Annotated in this window: 13 protein-coding genes, 1 pseudogene and 1 riboswitch; of the genes and pseudogenes, 11 read left to right on the forward strand and 3 right to left on the reverse strand. The window is 53.4% G+C overall.

Features of this window, described 5'->3' with window-relative positions; translation table 11 throughout:
- From tuf to EC836_RS24095, 10 genes and pseudogenes are all read left to right on the forward strand, one after another.
- Positions 1-228 (forward strand): annotated as a pseudogene (tuf, locus tag EC836_RS24050) (elongation factor Tu); the annotation flags it as partial.
- Positions 229-475: 247 nt separating this feature from the next.
- Positions 476-859: a preprotein translocase subunit SecE gene (gene secE / locus EC836_RS24055; protein ID WP_105595698.1), complete on the forward strand. Its 384-nt coding sequence runs from the start codon at positions 476-478 to the stop codon at positions 857-859.
- Position 860: 1 nt separating this feature from the next.
- Positions 861-1,406 (forward strand): transcription termination/antitermination protein NusG, encoded by a 546-nt coding sequence (nusG, locus tag EC836_RS24060; protein WP_052902641.1) that lies wholly within the window; start codon positions 861-863, stop codon positions 1,404-1,406.
- A gap of 194 nt (positions 1,407-1,600) precedes the next feature.
- On the forward strand, positions 1,601-2,029 hold the full coding sequence (gene rplK / locus EC836_RS24065; protein WP_012439921.1) for a 50S ribosomal protein L11: 429 nt from the start codon (positions 1,601-1,603) through the stop codon (positions 2,027-2,029).
- A 3-nt stretch (positions 2,030-2,032) separates the two neighbouring features.
- Positions 2,033-2,737: a 50S ribosomal protein L1 gene (gene rplA / locus EC836_RS24070; protein ID WP_123337905.1), complete on the forward strand. Its 705-nt coding sequence runs from the start codon at positions 2,033-2,035 to the stop codon at positions 2,735-2,737.
- Between the two features lie 297 nt (positions 2,738-3,034).
- Positions 3,035-3,532, forward strand: a complete 498-nt coding sequence (gene rplJ, locus EC836_RS24075; RefSeq protein WP_105595695.1) for a 50S ribosomal protein L10 — start codon at positions 3,035-3,037, stop codon at positions 3,530-3,532.
- Between the two features lie 64 nt (positions 3,533-3,596).
- Positions 3,597-3,962, forward strand: coding sequence for a 50S ribosomal protein L7/L12 (gene rplL / locus EC836_RS24080; RefSeq protein ID WP_123337908.1), 366 nt, complete (start codon positions 3,597-3,599; stop codon positions 3,960-3,962).
- 334 nt (positions 3,963-4,296) lie between these two features.
- The gene (rpoB, locus tag EC836_RS24085) at positions 4,297-8,325 is read left to right on the forward strand and encodes a DNA-directed RNA polymerase subunit beta (protein WP_123337910.1); all 4,029 of its coding nucleotides are present in this window, start codon (positions 4,297-4,299) and stop codon (positions 8,323-8,325) included.
- Between the two features lie 94 nt (positions 8,326-8,419).
- Entirely contained in the window at positions 8,420-12,640 is a 4,221-nt protein-coding gene (rpoC, locus tag EC836_RS24090; protein ID WP_123337912.1) for a DNA-directed RNA polymerase subunit beta', read from the forward strand.
- Between the two features lie 82 nt (positions 12,641-12,722).
- A complete protein-coding gene (locus EC836_RS24095; protein ID WP_158612812.1) occupies positions 12,723-13,787 on the forward strand; it encodes a DUF1176 domain-containing protein in 1,065 nt (354 codons plus the stop codon).
- 121 nt (positions 13,788-13,908) lie between these two features.
- Here EC836_RS24095 and EC836_RS24100 read toward each other — a convergent pair whose 3' ends face one another.
- Entirely contained in the window at positions 13,909-14,100 is a 192-nt protein-coding gene (locus EC836_RS24100) for a DUF1127 domain-containing protein (protein WP_123337916.1), read from the reverse strand.
- Between the two features lie 178 nt (positions 14,101-14,278).
- Between EC836_RS24100 and EC836_RS24105 the strand changes: the two genes are divergently transcribed.
- The gene (locus EC836_RS24105) at positions 14,279-15,769 is read left to right on the forward strand and encodes a PLP-dependent aminotransferase family protein (protein WP_123337918.1); all 1,491 of its coding nucleotides are present in this window, start codon (positions 14,279-14,281) and stop codon (positions 15,767-15,769) included.
- Positions 15,770-15,897: 128 nt separating this feature from the next.
- Here EC836_RS24105 and thiE read toward each other — a convergent pair whose 3' ends face one another.
- Positions 15,898-16,542, reverse strand: a complete 645-nt coding sequence (gene thiE / locus EC836_RS24110; protein WP_123337920.1) for a thiamine phosphate synthase — start codon at positions 16,540-16,542, stop codon at positions 15,898-15,900.
- Positions 16,539-18,488 carry a phosphomethylpyrimidine synthase ThiC gene (gene thiC, locus EC836_RS24115; RefSeq protein ID WP_123337922.1) on the reverse strand — a complete coding sequence of 650 codons (1,950 nt, stop codon included), beginning with the start codon at positions 18,486-18,488 and terminating at the stop codon, positions 16,539-16,541. Before thiC ends, thiE begins: the two co-directional genes overlap by 4 nt.
- Positions 18,489-18,577: 89 nt before the next feature.
- Positions 18,578-18,678: riboswitch (TPP riboswitch) on the reverse strand.
- Positions 18,679-18,738 lie beyond the last annotated feature (60 nt).

Genomic DNA, 18,738 nt, shown 5'->3' on the forward strand with positions numbered 1-18,738 from the left:
CATAGCCCATTCTTCAAAGGCTACCGTCCACAGTTCTACTTCCGTACAACTGACGTGACCGGTACCATCGAACTGCCAGAAGGCGTTGAGATGGTCATGCCAGGCGACAACATTAAACTGGTTGTTGAACTGATCAAACCAATCGCAATGGACGACGGTCTGCGTTTCGCAATTCGCGAAGGCGGCCGTACTGTTGGTGCGGGTGTTGTTGCTAAAGTTATCGCTTAATCGCTGATAATATTTGACGCAACGCACAAGAAAGGGGCATCATTTGATGCCCTTTTTGCACGCTGTAACATAGAACCTGACTCATCTGTGATTATGATTCATAATCATTGCTGAGGCAGGCTCTGTAGCACGGCGTCATATAATATGCCGAGTTACGCCTATACCTGCGGGTATGACAGTATTATTCGGTTCGGTTGCCTCGTTATCCGAGGCAAAAGTGTTTCTGATTTATTGTGGCAGGTTGGTTATGAGTGCTAATACCGAAGCTCAAGGCAGCGGGCGCGGCCTGGAAGCGATAAAGTGGTTAGGCGTAGCGTTACTGTTGGTTGTCGCTATCGTGGGTAACTACTACTATCGTGAAGTAACATTACCGCTGCGTGCATTGGCCGTCGTTGTACTGATTGCAGCAGCAGCTGGCATTGCCCTGCTGACCGCTAAGGGTAAAGCAACGTTGGCTTTCGCTCGTGAAGCGCGTACTGAAGTTCGTAAAGTGATCTGGCCTACTCGTCAGGAAACGTTGCACACCACCTTAATCGTTGCCGCGGTGACTGCCGTGATGTCACTGATTTTGTGGGGACTGGATGGTATTCTGGTCCGTCTGGTATCGTTTATCACTGGCCTGAGGTTCTGAGATGTCTGAAGCTCCAAAGAAGCGCTGGTACGTCGTTCAGGCGTTTTCCGGTTTTGAAGGCCGCGTAGCACAGTCGCTGCGTGAGCATATCAAGTTACACAACATGGAAGAGCTGTTTGGCGATGTCATGGTTCCAACCGAAGAAGTGGTTGAAATCCGTGGTGGCCAGCGTCGCAAAAGCGAGCGCAAGTTCTTCCCGGGCTACGTTCTGGTTCAGATGGTGATGAATGACGCCAGCTGGCACTTAGTGCGCAGTGTGCCGCGCGTAATGGGCTTCATCGGCGGTACGTCCGATCGTCCTGCGCCGATTAGCGACAAAGAAGTCGACGCGATTATGAACCGCCTGCAGCAGGTTGGTGATAAGCCGCGTCCGAAAACGCTGTTTGAGCCAGGTGAAATGGTGCGCGTAAGCGATGGTCCATTCGCTGACTTTAACGGTGTAGTTGAAGAAGTCGATTACGAGAAAAGCCGCCTGAAGGTGTCTGTTTCTATCTTCGGCCGTGCCACTCCGGTTGAACTGGACTTCGGACAGGTTGAAAAGGGCTGATTGATTCAGCCTGCCATGCCTTGTAGAAAGGCGGCATAAAATTTATACGATCACCACGTTCAGGTGGTTGCGAAAGGCGCGAAATTACACTACAATTTCGCGCCTTTTGTTTTTATGCGCCGATTAATCAGCGCGTAAAATATTAATCACGGGGAGCTTCTCACGAAGCGTTATCACCCAATAGAGGAATTATCATGGCTAAGAAAGTACAAGCCTACGTTAAGCTGCAGGTTGCAGCTGGTATGGCAAACCCGAGCCCACCGGTTGGTCCAGCTCTGGGTCAGCAAGGCGTTAACATCATGGAATTCTGTAAAGCGTTCAACGCCAAAACAGAATCCCTTGAGAAAGGTCTTCCAACTCCGGTTGTGATCACCGTTTACTCTGACCGTTCTTTCACCTTCGTTACCAAAACCCCTCCTGCAGCAGTACTGCTGAAGAAAGCGGCTGGTATCAAGTCTGGTTCCGGCAAGCCGAACAAAGACAAAGTAGGTAAAGTATCTCGTGCTCAGGTACGTGAAATCGCAGAAACCAAAGCTGCGGACATGACTGGTGCTGACATTGAAGCGATGACTCGCTCAATCGAAGGTACTGCTCGTTCCATGGGCCTGGTAGTAGAGGACTAAGAAATGGCTAAGCTGACCAAGCGCATGCGCGTGATCCGTGACAAAGTTGATTCAACTAAACAGTATGACATCAACGAAGCTGTTGCTCTGCTGAAAGAACTGGCTACTGCCAAGTTCGTAGAAAGCGTTGACGTAGCTGTAAACCTGGGCATTGATGCTCGTAAATCTGACCAGAACGTTCGCGGTGCAACTGTACTGCCACACGGTACAGGCCGTTCCGTTCGCGTTGCCGTATTTGCCCAGGGCGCAAACGCTGAAGCTGCTAAAGCAGCCGGCGCTGAGCTGGTAGGTATGGAAGATCTGGCTGACCAGATCAAGAAAGGCGAAATGAACTTCGACGTTGTTATCGCATCTCCTGATGCAATGCGCGTTGTTGGCCAGCTGGGTCAGGTTCTGGGCCCACGCGGTCTGATGCCAAACCCGAAAGTTGGTACCGTAACTCCTAACGTTGCTGAAGCAGTGAAAAACGCTAAAGCTGGTCAGGTTCGTTACCGTAACGACAAAAACGGCATCATCCATACCACTATCGGTAAGGTTGATTTCGATGCAGATAAACTGAAAGAAAACCTGGAATCCCTGCTGGTTGCGCTGAAAAAAGCGAAACCTTCACAGGCGAAAGGCGTTTTCATCAAGAAAGTTAGCCTGTCCACCACCATGGGTGCTGGTCTGGCAGTTGATCAGGCTGGCCTGAACGCTGCTGCTAACTAATCTGCTTTACGCGGGCGAAATTTTCATCTAGAATCTTACGCCCGTTGTTCTGTAAATATACAGAACCGACAGATTTTTAGGTTGGAGCCTGGCCTTATCCAGGCCTCCGTCCAAGACCGCAGGAGTGATAGCGAAAGAGATCACTTAATACCCTGCGTAGACGGTGACAGAACCGACAAGAATTTTTCTTAACTGGATTCTGCTCACCGTGTTTGAGCGCTCTTATACCTTCGGGTAAATGAGTGAAGTGAGTTCCGGGGAAATCCTTCCCCGGCCCAAATCCAGGAGCACAAGCTAATGGCCTTAAATCTTCAAGACAAACAAGCGATTGTTGCTGAAGTCAGCGAAGTAGCCAAAGGCGCGCTGTCTGCGGTAGTTGCGGATTCTCGTGGCGTTACCGTAGATAAAATGACCGAACTGCGTAAAGCAGGTCGTGCGGCTGGCGTATACATGCGTGTTGTTCGTAACACCCTGCTGCGCCGCGTCGTTGAAGGTACTCAGTTCGAGTGCCTGAAAGACACGTTAACCGGTCCAACCTTGATTGCATACTCTATGGAACACCCGGGCGCTGCTGCTCGTCTGTTCAAAGAGTTCGCGAAAGCGAATGCAAAATTTGAGGTTAAAGCTGCAGCCTTTGAAGGCGAGCTGATCAGTGCGGCTCAGATCGACCGCCTGGCAACTCTGCCAACTTACGATGAAGCAATTGCACGCCTGATGGCAACCATGAAAGAAGCCGCTGCCGGCAAACTGGTTCGCACTTTGGCCGCTGTACGCGATCAGAAAGAAGCTGCTTAATCAGCCTTTCTTGTCACGCTTACTTGCTAACGTATAAACTTTTTCTGAATTTTAGGAACAACAAATGTCAATCACTAAAGACCAAATCATTGAAGCTGTTGCAGCTCTGTCTGTAATGGAAGTAGTTGAACTGATCGCCGCTATGGAAGAGAAGTTCGGTGTGTCTGCTGCTGCAGCTGTAGCTGTTGCTGCTGGCCCAGTAGAAGCTGCTGAAGAAAAAACTGAGTTCGACGTTGTACTGAAAGCTATCGGCGCTAACAAAGTTGCCGTAATCAAAGCCGTACGTGGCGCAACTGGTCTGGGCCTGAAAGAAGCCAAAGACCTGGTTGAGTCTGCACCTGCTGCCCTGAAAGAAGGCATCAGCAAAGACGACGCAGAAGCTCTGAAGAAAGTACTGGAAGAAGCTGGCGCAGAAGTTGAAGTTAAATAAGCCAACCTTTCAGGTTGCAGCCTGGGTTTAAGTAGTTCCAGGCTGATGGCTGGTGACTTTTTGGTCACCAGCCTTTTTGCGCTCTAAAGCATCAATGGTATTTCACACTGTTTAGCCATTGATTTGCTTAATATCTTTCTCTATCGACGACTTAATATACTGCTTTCCTGCATGGACCCTCTGTCCAGACAAAAGCAACGAAATGATTTAAGCGTGATAGAAAGAGGTATTACAAAAGGTGTTCTACCTTTTGCACAACACAAAACAGCGTTGCATGAACTGTCCCCACTGGACGGACAGAAAGGTTCTACTTTTCAGCGAGCTGAGGAACCCAATGGTTTACTCCTATACCGAGAAAAAACGCATTCGTAAGGATTTTGGAAAACGTCCACAAGTTCTGGACATTCCATATCTCCTTTCTATCCAGCTTGACTCGTTCCAGAAGTTTATCGAGCAAGATCCGGAAGGTCAGTATGGTCTGGAAGCAGCATTCCGGTCCGTATTCCCAATCCAAAGCTATAGCGGTAACTCTGAGCTGCAGTACGTCAGCTACCGTTTAGGCGAACCTGTATTTGATGTGAAAGAGTGTCAGATTCGTGGCGTCACGTACTCTGCACCTCTGCGCGTAAAACTGCGCCTGGTGATCTACGAGCGCGAAGCGCCGGAAGGCACAGTCAAAGACATCAAAGAACAAGAAGTGTACATGGGTGAAATTCCACTCATGACCGATAACGGTACCTTTGTTATCAACGGTACTGAGCGCGTTATCGTTTCTCAGCTGCATCGTAGCCCTGGTGTCTTCTTCGACAGCGATAAGGGTAAAACCCACTCGTCGGGTAAAGTGCTGTATAACGCACGTATCATTCCTTACCGTGGTTCATGGTTGGACTTCGAGTTTGACCCGAAAGACAACCTGTTCGTCCGTATCGACCGCCGTCGTAAGCTGCCTGCGACCATCATTCTGCGCGCGCTGACTTACACCACTGAGCAGATCCTCGATCTGTTCTTCGACAAAGTGGTTTATCAGATCCGCGACAATAAGCTGCAGATGGAGCTGATCCCTGAGCGCCTCCGCGGTGAAACGGCCTCGTTCGATATCGAATCTAACGGTACTGTCTACGTTGAGAAAGGCCGCCGTATTACTGCGCGCCACATTCGTCAGCTTGAAAAAGACAGCGTTGCACATATCGAAGTACCTGTTGAATACATCGCGGGTAAAGTCGTTGCTAAAGATTACATCGACGAAAGCACCGGCGAGCTGCTGGTTGCGGCGAACATGGAGCTGTCCCTGGATCTTCTGGCTAAACTGAGCCAGTCCGGTCACAAACGCATTGAAACCCTGTTCACCAACGACCTGGATCACGGCCCGTATATCTCTGAGACGCTGCGCGTTGACCCAACCAGCGATCGCCTGAGCGCGCTGGTTGAGATCTACCGTATGATGCGTCCTGGCGAGCCACCAACGCGTGAAGCGGCCGAAAACCTGTTTGAGAACCTGTTCTTCTCTGAAGACCGCTACGATCTGTCAGCGGTTGGCCGTATGAAGTTCAACCGTTCTCTGATGCGTGACGAGATCGAAGGTTCCGGTATCCTGAGCAAAGACGACATCATTCAGGTGATGAAGAAGCTCATCGGTATCCGTAACGGTATTGGCGAAGTGGATGATATCGACCACCTCGGCAACCGTCGTATCCGTTCCGTTGGCGAAATGGCAGAAAACCAGTTCCGCGTAGGTCTGGTCCGCGTTGAGCGTGCGGTGAAAGAGCGTCTGTCTCTGGGCGATCTGGATACCCTGATGCCACAGGATATGATCAACGCCAAGCCAATCTCTGCGGCAGTGAAAGAGTTCTTTGGTTCCAGCCAGCTTTCCCAATTTATGGACCAGAACAACCCGCTGTCTGAGATCACGCACAAGCGTCGTATCTCTGCACTTGGCCCGGGCGGTCTGACCCGTGAGCGCGCAGGCTTTGAAGTTCGAGACGTACACCCGACTCACTACGGTCGCGTATGTCCAATCGAAACGCCTGAAGGTCCAAACATCGGTCTGATTAACTCGCTGTCCGTGTACGCACAGACCAACGAGTATGGTTTCCTGGAAACCCCGTACCGTCGCGTGCGCGAAGGTGTGGTGACCGACGAAATTCATTACCTCTCTGCAATCGAAGAGGGTAACTACGTTATCGCTCAGGCAAACACCAACCTCGACGACGAAGGTCACTTCGTAGACGACCTGGTGACCTGCCGTAGCAAAGGCGAATCGAGCCTGTTCAGCCGCGATCAGGTTGACTACATGGACGTTTCCACCCAACAGGTGGTTTCCGTCGGTGCGTCACTGATCCCGTTCCTGGAGCACGATGACGCCAACCGCGCATTGATGGGTGCAAACATGCAACGTCAGGCGGTTCCAACTCTGCGCGCTGATAAGCCGCTGGTTGGTACCGGTATGGAACGCGCGGTAGCGGTTGACTCCGGTGTTACAGCCGTAGCGAAACGTGGTGGTACCGTTCAGTACGTTGATGCTTCTCGTATCGTTATCAAAGTTAACGAAGACGAAATGTATCCGGGCGAAGCCGGTATCGACATCTACAACCTGACCAAATACACCCGTTCTAACCAGAACACCTGCATCAACCAGATGCCTTGCGTGAACCTGGGTGAGCCAATTGAACGTGGTGATGTGCTGGCCGACGGTCCTTCAACGGATCTGGGCGAACTGGCACTGGGTCAGAACATGCGCGTCGCGTTCATGCCGTGGAACGGCTACAACTTCGAAGACTCCATTTTGGTCTCCGAGCGCGTGGTTCAGGAAGATCGCTTCACCACTATCCACATCCAGGAACTGGCGTGCGTGTCTCGTGACACCAAGCTGGGGCCAGAAGAGATCACCGCTGACATCCCTAACGTGGGTGAAGCTGCACTCTCCAAGTTGGATGAATCCGGTATCGTGTATATCGGTGCGGAAGTGACCGGTGGTGATATTCTGGTTGGTAAGGTTACGCCAAAAGGTGAAACCCAGCTGACGCCAGAAGAGAAACTGCTGCGTGCGATCTTCGGTGAGAAAGCGTCTGACGTTAAAGACTCTTCTCTGCGCGTACCGAACGGCGTGTCTGGTACCGTTATCGACGTTCAGGTCTTCACCCGCGATGGCGTGGAAAAAGACAAGCGTGCGCTGGAAATCGAAGAAATGCAGCTGAAGCAGGCGAAAAAAGACCTGTCTGAAGAACTGCAGATCCTCGAAGCTGGCCTGTTCAGCCGTATTCAATACCTGCTGGTTTCCGGCGGTGTGGAAGCGGACAAACTGGACAAGCTGCCTCGCGAGCGCTGGCTGGAACTGGGCCTGACCGACGAAGAAAAACAAAACCAGCTGGAACAGCTGGCCGAGCAGTACGACGAGCTGAAGCACGAGTTTGAGAAGAAACTCGAAGCTAAGCGCCGCAAAATCACTCAGGGCGATGACCTGGCACCTGGCGTGCTGAAAATCGTGAAAGTGTATCTGGCCGTTAAACGTCAGATCCAGCCTGGTGACAAAATGGCAGGCCGTCACGGGAACAAAGGTGTTATCTCCAAGATCAACCCGATCGAAGATATGCCATACGATGAGAACGGTACGCCGGTCGATATCGTACTGAACCCGCTGGGCGTTCCATCACGAATGAACATCGGTCAGATTCTTGAAACCCACCTGGGTATGGCTGCGAAGGGCATCGGCGAGAAAATCAACGCTATGCTTAAGAAGCAGGAAGAAGTGTCTAAGCTGCGTGAGTTTATTCAGCGTGCATACGATCTGGGTACGGATATCCGCCAGAAAGTTGACCTGAACACCTTCACCGACGACGAAGTTCTGCGCTTGGCTGAGAACCTGAAAAAAGGTATGCCAATCGCAACGCCAGTGTTTGACGGCGCGAAAGAGAGCGAGATCAAAGAGCTGCTGCAGCTCGGCGGCCTGCCTTCTTCCGGTCAGATTACCCTGTTCGATGGTCGTACCGGTGAACAGTTCGAGCGTCAGGTTACCGTTGGTTATATGTACATGCTGAAGCTGAACCACCTGGTTGATGACAAAATGCATGCACGTTCTACCGGTTCTTACAGCCTGGTTACTCAGCAGCCGCTGGGTGGTAAAGCTCAGTTCGGTGGTCAGCGCTTCGGTGAGATGGAAGTGTGGGCGCTGGAAGCATACGGCGCGGCATATACCCTGCAGGAAATGCTTACCGTTAAGTCTGATGACGTGAATGGTCGTACGAAGATGTATAAAAACATCGTCGACGGCAACCATCAGATGGAACCGGGCATGCCAGAATCCTTCAACGTACTGTTGAAAGAGATTCGCTCGCTGGGTATTAACATCGAGCTCGAAGACGAGTAACCCCTGAGGTTATTCGCATCTGCTGTACTGGTTACAGGGTGCCCCGCTGCGGCAGGGCATCCCTGAGAAGTCTCACTCCGACGGGAGCTAATCCGTGAAAGACTTACTTAAGTTTCTGAAAGCGCAAACTAAGACCGAAGAGTTTGATGCGATCAAGATCGCTCTGGCCTCGCCAGACATGATCCGTTCCTGGTCTTTCGGCGAAGTTAAAAAGCCGGAAACCATCAACTACCGTACGTTCAAACCAGAACGTGACGGGCTTTTCTGTGCGCGTATTTTCGGGCCGGTAAAAGACTACGAGTGCCTGTGCGGTAAGTACAAGCGCCTGAAACACCGTGGTGTGATCTGTGAGAAGTGTGGCGTTGAAGTTACGCAGACCAAAGTCCGCCGTGAGCGTATGGGCCACATTGAGCTGGCTTCTCCAACTGCGCACATCTGGTTCCTGAAATCGCTGCCATCCCGCATCGGTTTACTGCTGGATATGCCACTGCGTGATATCGAACGTGTTCTGTACTTCGAATCTTACGTAGTTGTTGAAGGTGGCATGACCAACCTCGAAAAGCGCCAGATCCTGACTGAAGAGCAGTATCTTGACGCGCTGGAAGAGTTTGGTGATGAATTCGACGCGAAAATGGGTGCGGAAGCAATCCAGGCACTGTTGAAAAACATGGACCTGGAGCAAGAGTGTGAAACTCTGCGTGAAGAGCTGAACGAAACCAACTCCGAAACCAAGCGTAAAAAACTGACCAAGCGTATCAAGCTGCTGGAAGCGTTCGTTCAGTCTGGTAACAAGCCAGAGTGGATGATCCTGACCGTGCTGCCTGTACTGCCACCGGATCTGCGTCCGCTGGTACCGCTGGACGGCGGCCGTTTCGCAACGTCAGATCTGAACGATCTGTATCGTCGCGTGATCAACCGTAACAACCGTCTGAAACGCCTGCTGGATCTGGCTGCGCCAGATATCATCGTACGTAACGAAAAACGTATGCTGCAGGAAGCGGTCGATGCACTGCTGGATAACGGCCGTCGCGGTCGTGCGATCACCGGTTCTAACAAACGTCCTCTGAAATCTTTGGCCGATATGATCAAAGGTAAGCAGGGTCGTTTCCGTCAGAACCTGCTCGGTAAGCGTGTTGACTACTCCGGTCGTTCGGTTATCACCGTAGGTCCATACCTGCGTCTGCATCAGTGCGGTCTGCCGAAGAAAATGGCACTGGAGCTGTTCAAACCGTTCATCTACGGCAAGCTGGAACTGCGTGGTCTTGCTACCACCATTAAAGCCGCTAAGAAGATGGTTGAGCGTGAAGAAGCTGTCGTTTGGGATATCCTGGACGAAGTTATCCGCGAACACCCGGTCCTGCTGAACCGTGCACCAACACTGCACCGTCTGGGCATCCAGGCGTTTGAGCCAGTACTGATCGAAGGTAAAGCGATTCAGCTGCACCCGCTGGTTTGTGCGGCATACAACGCCGACTTCGATGGTGACCAGATGGCTGTTCACGTACCGCTGACGCTGGAAGCCCAGCTGGAAGCGCGTGCGCTGATGATGTCTACCAACAACATCCTGTCTCCAGCGAACGGTGAGCCAATCATCGTTCCTTCTCAGGACGTTGTACTGGGTCTGTACTACATGACCCGTGACTGTGTTAACGCCAAAGGCGAAGGCATGGTACTGACCGGTCCGAAAGAAGCTGAACGCGTTTACCGCGCCGGCCTCGCTTCGCTGCACGCTCGCGTGAAGGTGCGTATCACCGAGCACGAGAAAAACGAGCAGGATGAGTGGGTTTCTAAAACCAGCATCATCGACACCACCATTGGTCGCGCCATCCTGTGGATGATCGTACCAAAAGGTCTGCCTTACTCCATCGTCAACCAGGCGCTGGGTAAGAAAGCTATCTCTAAGATGCTGAACACCTGTTACCGCATCCTGGGCCTGAAGCCGACCGTTATCTTTGCTGACCAGACCATGTACACCGGCTTTGCCTATGCGGCACGTTCAGGTGCGTCTGTTGGTATCGACGACATGGTGATCCCAGAGAAGAAAGTGGAAATCATCACCGAAGCGGAAGCGGAAGTGGCTGAAATCCAGCAGCAGTTCCAGTCTGGTCTGGTTACCGCTGGCGAACGCTATAACAAAGTGATCGATATCTGGGCTGCGGCCAACGAACGCGTTGCTAAAGCGATGATGGAAAACCTGTCTACCGAACTGGTGATTAACCGTGACGGTGTGGAAGAGCGTCAGGTTTCCTTCAACAGCATCTTTATGATGGCCGACTCCGGTGCGCGTGGTTCTGCTGCACAGATTCGTCAGCTGGCCGGTATGCGTGGTCTGATGGCTAAGCCTGACGGCTCAATCATCGAAACGCCAATCACCGCGAACTTCCGTGAAGGTCTGAACGTACTCCAGTACTTCATCTCTACTCACGGTGCGCGTAAAGGTCTGGCGGATACCGCACTGAAAACCGCGAACTCCGGTTACCTGACGCGTCGTCTGGTTGACGTAGCGCAGGACCTGGTTGTAACCGAAGATGACTGTGGTACCCACGAAGGTATCATGATGACTCCGGTTATCGAGGGTGGTGATGTTAAAGAGCCACTGCGTGAGCGCGTACTCGGTCGTGTGACCGCAGAAGACGTGATCAAGCCGGGCACCGCTGATATCCTGCTGCCGCGTAATACGCTGCTGCACGAAGCACAGTGTGACCTGTTGGAAGAACACTCTGTTGACAGCCTGAAAGTACGTTCCGTAGTAAGCTGCGAAACCGACTTCGGCGTGTGCGCCCACTGCTACGGTCGTGACCTGGCGCGTGGCCACATCATCAACAAAGGTGAAGCGATCGGTGTTATCGCTGCACAGTCAATCGGTGAGCCGGGTACACAGCTGACGATGCGTACCTTCCACATCGGTGGTGCGGCATCTCGTGCGGCTGCTGAATCCAGCATCCAGGTTAAGAACAAAGGTACGATTAAACTCTCTAACGCTAAGTCGGTAACCAACTCCGCTGGCAAGCTGGTTGTTACTTCACGTAACACCGAGCTGAAGATGATCGATGAATTCGGTCGTACGAAAGAGAGCTATAAAGTTCCTTACGGTTCAACCATGGCGAAAGGTGACGGCGAGCAGGTTGCAGCGGGCGAGACCGTAGCAAACTGGGATCCACACACCATGCCGGTTATCACCGAAGTCAGCGGTTTCATCCGCTTTACTGACATGATCGATGGCCAGACCATTACCCGCCAGACGGATGACCTGACCGGTCTGTCCTCACTGGTTATCCTGGACAGTGCGGAACGTACTGCCGGTGCTAAAGATCTGCGTCCGGCACTGAAAATCGTTGATGCCAACGGTAACGACGTAATGATCCCTGGCTCTGATATGCCAGCTCAGTACTTCCTGCCGGGTAAAGCGATTGTTCAGCTGGAAGATGGCATCAAGATCAGTTCTGGTGACACCCTGGCGCGTGTTCCGCAGGAATCTGGCGGTACCAAGGACATCACCGGTGGTCTGCCACGCGTTGCTGACCTGTTCGAAGCCCGTCGTCCGAAAGAGCCGGCAATCCTGGCTGAGATCAGCGGTATTATCTCCTTCGGTAAAGAAACCAAAGGCAAACGTCGTCTGGTGATCACGCCAATCGACGGTAGCGATCATTACGAAGAGATGATTCCGAAATGGCGTCAGCTGAACGTGTTCGAAGGTGAACGCGTAGAGCGCGGTGACGTTGTTTCCGATGGTCCAGAGTCTCCACATGACATTCTGCGTCTGCGTGGCGTGCATGCGGTGACCCGCTACATCACTAACGAAGTGCAGGAAGTTTACCGCCTGCAGGGCGTTAAGATTAACGATAAGCACATTGAAGTTATCGTTCGTCAGATGCTGCGTAAAGCGACCATTGCCAGCGCAGGAAGCACCGACTTCCTCGACGGTGAGCAGGTTGAATTCTCACGCGTTAAGATCGCTAACCGCGAGCTGGAAGCTAACGGCAAAATCTCTGCAACATTTGCACGAGACCTGCTGGGTATTACCAAAGCTTCCCTGGCAACCGAGTCGTTTATCTCTGCGGCATCGTTCCAGGAAACCACGCGCGTACTGACCGAAGCAGCCGTTGCGGGCAAACGCGACGAACTGCGCGGCCTGAAAGAGAACGTTATCGTTGGCCGTCTGATCCCAGCCGGTACCGGTTACGCTTATCACCAGGATCGTATGCGTCGTAAAGCTGCGGGCGAGGCACCAGTCGTGCCAGTCGTCACTGCTGATGAAGCGTCTGCCAGCCTGGCAGAATTGCTGAACGCCGGTCTGGGCGGTAATGACGATTAATCGTCAACTGCTTATGGCATAGTAAAGACCTCGCTTCGGCGAGGTTTTTTTTCGCCCATAAAAAGTCGACAGGGATATGACGATGTTTAAAAAAGCACTTATGATCGCCGCTGTACTGATGCCGGCCGTGTCATCCGCCGCGCAGACTGCGGCAACGCCTGATGCACCGCTGCAAAAAGTCTTCAGGAACTGGCAGGTGACCTGCAACAACCTCAACGACTGCGATATTCGCAATCTGGATGAAGGACTGCGCATTATTGTTGAGCGTAAAGCCGGTCCTGATGGCAGCGTTGAATTGAAATTCCAGGGATTTGGTAATGATAGTCCTGAAGGGATCTGGCTGGATGGCAAACGATGGCCAACCGATATCACCTTCTCGAAAGCGTCGGACGATGATTTCAATGTTGCTTCTTCCTCCCGTCTGGCAACGATTCAGCAGTGGATTAAGGCCAGTAAAAACGCACGGGAGCTGTCACTATCACCGCAGGGAGATGCCGCTTCCCTCAGTGGGCTTAATGCTGCACTGCTGCTGGTGGATGAACGCCAGGGTCGATTGCAAAATCAGACCGCCCTGCTGCGGGTCGGTAATAACGAACCCGCGATGGTGCCACCTCGCCCGGCTCCCCCTGCGCTTAATTTTGACGTACCTAAAGTGGTGAAGCTGGATAATGCAGAGGCACTAATTGACGGGGCGATCAAAACGCATGCTTCACTGCTGGAAAAAGAGAGCTGCGAGTCGGATGCTGAGAACCGCGACCGCAGCGAAGCGCAGCCGCTGAATGATAAACAGGCACTGGTGTTGGTTAACTGCGGGCTTGGTGCGTATCAGTCTTCCAGTATGCTGTTTATCAGCGATCGTACCGATCCCACCCGATCGGTATCGCTAACGTTACCACTGCCATTGCCTGGCGAAAATGACCAGCCGGAAACGCTTAGCTGGTTTACCGAAGCTGAGTATGACCCGGAAACCGCCACACTGTTTTTCTCAGGGCGCGGGCGCGGCATTGCTGACTGTGGTCATAGCGGTAGCTGGAAATTCGATGGGAAAACATTCCATCTGGCCAGCTACAACAGCCAGCCTTCCTGCAACGGTGGGGAACCCGGTGACTGGCCATCTGTCTGGGAGACGGCGGGCTCCGATCGCTGAGTTGCAATAGAGTTCAGAAGGCGGCTCCAGCAGGGCCGGGCCGCCATCGTCGATAATAAAAAAAGAGCAACGGAGGCAGGACGTCTCCGTTACCCCGGGCGCGCGATCCGCCCAAGCCACATCACTTATAGTGCCGGATATCATGGCAGGTCAGCCCGATATCCTTCAGCTGCGCATCGCTCAGCCGGGAGAGAATTTTTTTGGTGCATGCCCGCATACGCTGCCGCTGCCAGTGGCGATAGGGGACGATAAAGATCGCTTTAATCAAACCCCAACTAAACGGTTTTGCTGCTCTGTTTTCGTGAAATTCCATCGTCTGCCCCCTCAATACCCCGGTGTATGGGCACTATTTTGTCGTGAGCGGCATAAATGATACAGATGCAGAAATACTGTTTTATTGACATACAGATGGCGTGATACGCTGACTGAATGGTCATAAAGACGCTAATCTGTACTGGTTTTCATTCCGGACTGGCGATGAGGGGGATACGATGACGCGTTACCAATATCTGGCCGATCTGCTGGCACAGCGCATAGAGCAGGGCCTTTATCAGGCGGGGGAGCGGCTGCCTTCGGTGCGTTCGTTGAGCAATGAGCATGGCGTCAGCATCAGTACGGTTCAGCAGGCTTATTATCTGCTGGAAGAGAGGCAACTGATCACCCCCCAGTCGCGATCGGGATATTTCGTTACCACCCGTAAGGCCGCCCCGCCGGTCCCGGCGATCACCCGCCCGGTCCAGCGGCCGGTTGAGATCACCCAGTGGGATGCCGTACTGCATCTGCTTGAGGCCCGTTCCGATGATCAAACGCTCCAACTGGGCAGTGGTATGCCGGACGTTGGGCAGCCAACGCTGAAACCGCTATGGAAATCGATTAGTCGGGTGGCTCAGCAGCAGGATGAACGCGTGCTGGGCTATGACACGCTGTGTGGCATCCCGGAACTGCGCGAGCAGATTGCGCGCCTGATGATAGACAGCGGCTGCCAGCTGACGGCGGATGACGTCGTCATTACTACCGGCTGCCATGAGGCTCTGTCGATATCGATACGCGCGGTCTGCCAGCCCGGCGATATTATTGCCGTTGAGTCGCCGACGTTTCACGGCATCATGCAAACCCTGCGTGGGTTTGGCATCCGGGCGATAGAGATCCCCACCGATTCTTCCAGCGGAATCAGCCTTGAAGCGCTGGAGCTGGCCTTTGAGCAATGGCCAATCAAAGCCGTGGTGGTGGTGCCCAACTGTAACAACCCGCTGGGATTTATTATGCCGGAGCACCGCAAACGCGCTCTGCTCACGCTGGCACAGCGTTTTGATGCGGCAATCATCGAGGATGATGTGTACGGCGAGCTGGCTTTTGACTATCCGCGGCCTTTAACCATCAAATCGCTGGATACCGATGGTCGCGTTTTGCTCTGTAGCTCATTTTCCAAGATTCTGGCGCCGGGACTGCGGGTGGGCTGGGTGGTGCCGGGCCGCTATTTCGACCGCGTGCTGCATATGAAGTACATCGTTACCGGGTCAACCACGACCCTGACGCAGATGGCGGTCGCCAACTTTATTCGTCAGGGCTACTATCAGCCGCACCTGCGGCGCATGCGTATTACCTATCAGCGCAACCTGGAGATATTTACCCGCCTGGTCCGCCAGCATTTTCCCTGCGGTATTTGTGTCACCCGTCCTCAGGGCGGCTTCCTGGTCTGGGTCGAGCTACCGGAGGCGTTTGATTCACACCGGCTCAATGCCGAACTGCGTGATTCCAAAATTCAAATTGCCGTCGGGTCGCTGTTTTCCGCGTCGGGCAAGTACCGCAACTGCCTGAGGCTGAGCTATGCCCAGACCTGTACGGATAAAACCGAACGTGCGTTGGCCATCCTCGGCGCGGCGCTGGATCGGGCAATGGAATCCTGTTCACCGGAACGTGAGCTGGCCCTGTTTGATGATGCGCAGGAAGAAGGCAGGGCCAGCGAGAAGGAACTGCGCTGACCCTGGCTGACGGCGAAACTGCCGCCTGCCGTGTTACTATAGCGGCGTGCGTCGGGGTGAAAAGCCGCAGACGCTAAGCCTGCGGCCTTGCTTCACGACGATTTGTCGCCGTTGTGACAGCTTACATTTTACTGTGCGGCGGCTTCCGGCGATTCAACCAGATCCAGCAGTTGGCGGGTTGCCGCCTGCCAGTCTTCCGCTTTGGTGATGGCACTGACTACCGCCACGCTGCCGACGCCGGTCGCCAGTACGGCAGGAACCCGATCGATACTGATACCGCCAATCGCCACGGTTGAGATACCCTGCAGGCGCTGAATATGGCGACTCAGTTCCACCAGACCCTGTGGCGCAGAAGGCATATCTTTCGTCTGCGTGGGGAAGACGTGGCCCAGCGCGATATAGGACGGCTGAACGGCCAGCGCACGATCCAGCTCTGCATCATCATGAGTAGACAATCCCAGCCGCAGACCGGCGGCGTGAATCGCATCAAGATCGGCGATATCCAGATCTTCCTGCCCCAGATGAACGCCATAGGCCTGATGTTTAATCGCCAGACGCCAGTAATCGTTAATAAACAGCCTCGCCTGGTAACGTTTACCGAGGGCGATCGCCTCCGCGATTTGCTGCTCTACTTCGTCATCCTGACGATCTTTAATGCGTAGCTGGATGGTGCGCACACCAAAATCCAGCAGACGGGCAATCCACTCTACGGTTTCCACTACCGGATAAAGCCCAAGCCGGGCATCGGTAGCGGGAAAAGGACCACGACTCATACATTTTCCTCGGTTTTAAGCGCATCGGCACGGTGATACATTTCACCGCCGCGCGTGCGGAATTCATCAGACATCTGCGCCATCCCGATCTCGATCGGCACGGCCTGGGCTTGCTGGCGTGCGGCGTATTCGCGTACTTCCTGCGTGATCTTCATCGAACAAAACTTTGGTCCGCACATTGAACAGAAGTGCGCCACCTTTCCGGATTCCTGCGGCAGGGTTTCATCATGATAGGCGCGGGCGGTATGCGGATCGAGGGCAAGATTGAACTGATCTTCCCAGCGAAACTCAAAACGCGCCTTCGACATCGCATTATCACGGATCTGCGCCCCGGGATGGCCTTTCGCGAGGTCAGCGGCGTGTGCGGCAATCTTATAGGTAATCAGACCCTGTTTAACATCTTCTTTATTGGGTAAACCCAGATGTTCTTTCGGCGTCACATAGCACAGCATCGCGCAGCCAAACCAGCCGATCATGGCGGCCCCAATTCCCGACGTAAAGTGGTCGTAGCCGGGGGCGATATCGGTAGTCAGCGGACCCAGCGTATAGAACGGTGCTTCATGGCAGTGTTCCAGCTGCTCGGTCATATTACGGCGGATCATCTGCATTGGCACGTGCCCGGGGCCTTCAATCATCACCTGAACATCATATTCCCAGGCAATTTTGGTCAGTTCTCCCAGCGTATGCAGCTCGGAAAACTGTGCTTCGTCATTGGCGTCCTGAATCGATCCCGGGCGCAGACCGTCACCCAGTGAGAGGGATACATCATAGGCGGCGCAGATTTCACAAATCTCACGGAAATGCAGGTAGAGGAAACTCTCTTTATGGTGCGACAGGCACCATTTCGCCATGATTGAGCCCCCGCGAGAAACGATCCCGGTCAATCGTTTGGCGGTCATCGGCACGTAACGCAGCAGCACACCGGCATGAATAGTGAAGTAGTCAACGCCTTGCTCAGCCTGTTCCAGCAGCGTATCGCGGAAGACATCCCAGCTAAGATCTTCCGCCACGCCGTTCACCTTCTCCAGCGCCTGATAGATCGGCACGGTGCCGATCGGTACGGGGCTATTGCGCAGGATCCATTCACGCGTTTCATGAATGTAGCGGCCGGTTGAAAGATCCATCACCGTATCGGCGCCCCAGCGCGCTGACCACACCAGCTTTTCCACTTCTTCTTCGATAGAGGAACTCACTGCGGAGTTACCGATATTGGCGTTAATCTTCACCAGGAAGTTACGGCCAATAATCATCGGTTCGGATTCAGGGTGGTTAATATTTGCCGGAATGATCGCCCGCCCGGCGGCGACTTCCTGGCGCACAAACTCCGCGCTGATATTCTCCGGCAGGCTGGCACCGAAACTATTGCCCGGATGCTGCTGCAGCAGAATTTCATCCCGGATACGCTCGCGGCCCATATTTTCGCGAATGGCGATATATTCCATTTCCGGTGTGATCACACCCTGGCGCGCGTAATGCATCTGGGTGACACAGCGGCCTGCCAGTGCGCGGCGCGGGCGCGGGAGATTATCGAAACGCAGATGATCCAGCCCTTCATCGGCCAGTCGTTGCTGGGTATAGACCGAGCTGAGTTCGGTTATTTCTTCCGTATCGGCGCGCTGGCTAATCCATGTGCTGCGTAGTTTGCCGATGCCGCGATGCACATCGATCGTTGCGGCCGGATCGCCATAGGGGCCCGCCGTGTCATACACCGGAACCGGTTCATTTTCTTCCAGCGTCGGGTTGTCTTTACTGCCCCCGGTGACGGTAGGGCTGAGCTGGATTTCACGCATCGGTACGCGGATATCTTCCCGGGATCCGGTCAGATAAATACGTTTTGAATTGGGGAAAGCCGTACCCTGCAGCGAATCAATAAACTGCTGAGCTTCAGCGCGCTGTTCGCGGCGGTTAGTTTTTTTCTCAACGAAAAGTTTTTCAACGGTAGACATAGCAAATTCCTGAAAGATTAGGGAAAGTTGCTTGCCTGGAGGCGGGAGTAATTTGAACGATGTGAAACATTTTATTTCGCATCATCACAGACGATTTTACTCTTGTTCCCTTCGCAGGTGTTAACCTGAACAGGTTCCGCGGATCCCGAATGAACGGTCTCAGCCCCGTGGGGCACTCCGACAAGAAATGCTGCCCGACTTTTTGGCGTTGACGCCAGAAAATCAGTTTTCAGTCCGAGCAAAACGTTTT

This window comes from Erwinia sp. JUb26 (assembly GCF_003751505.1).
Lineage (GTDB): Bacteria > Pseudomonadota > Gammaproteobacteria > Enterobacterales > Enterobacteriaceae > Erwinia.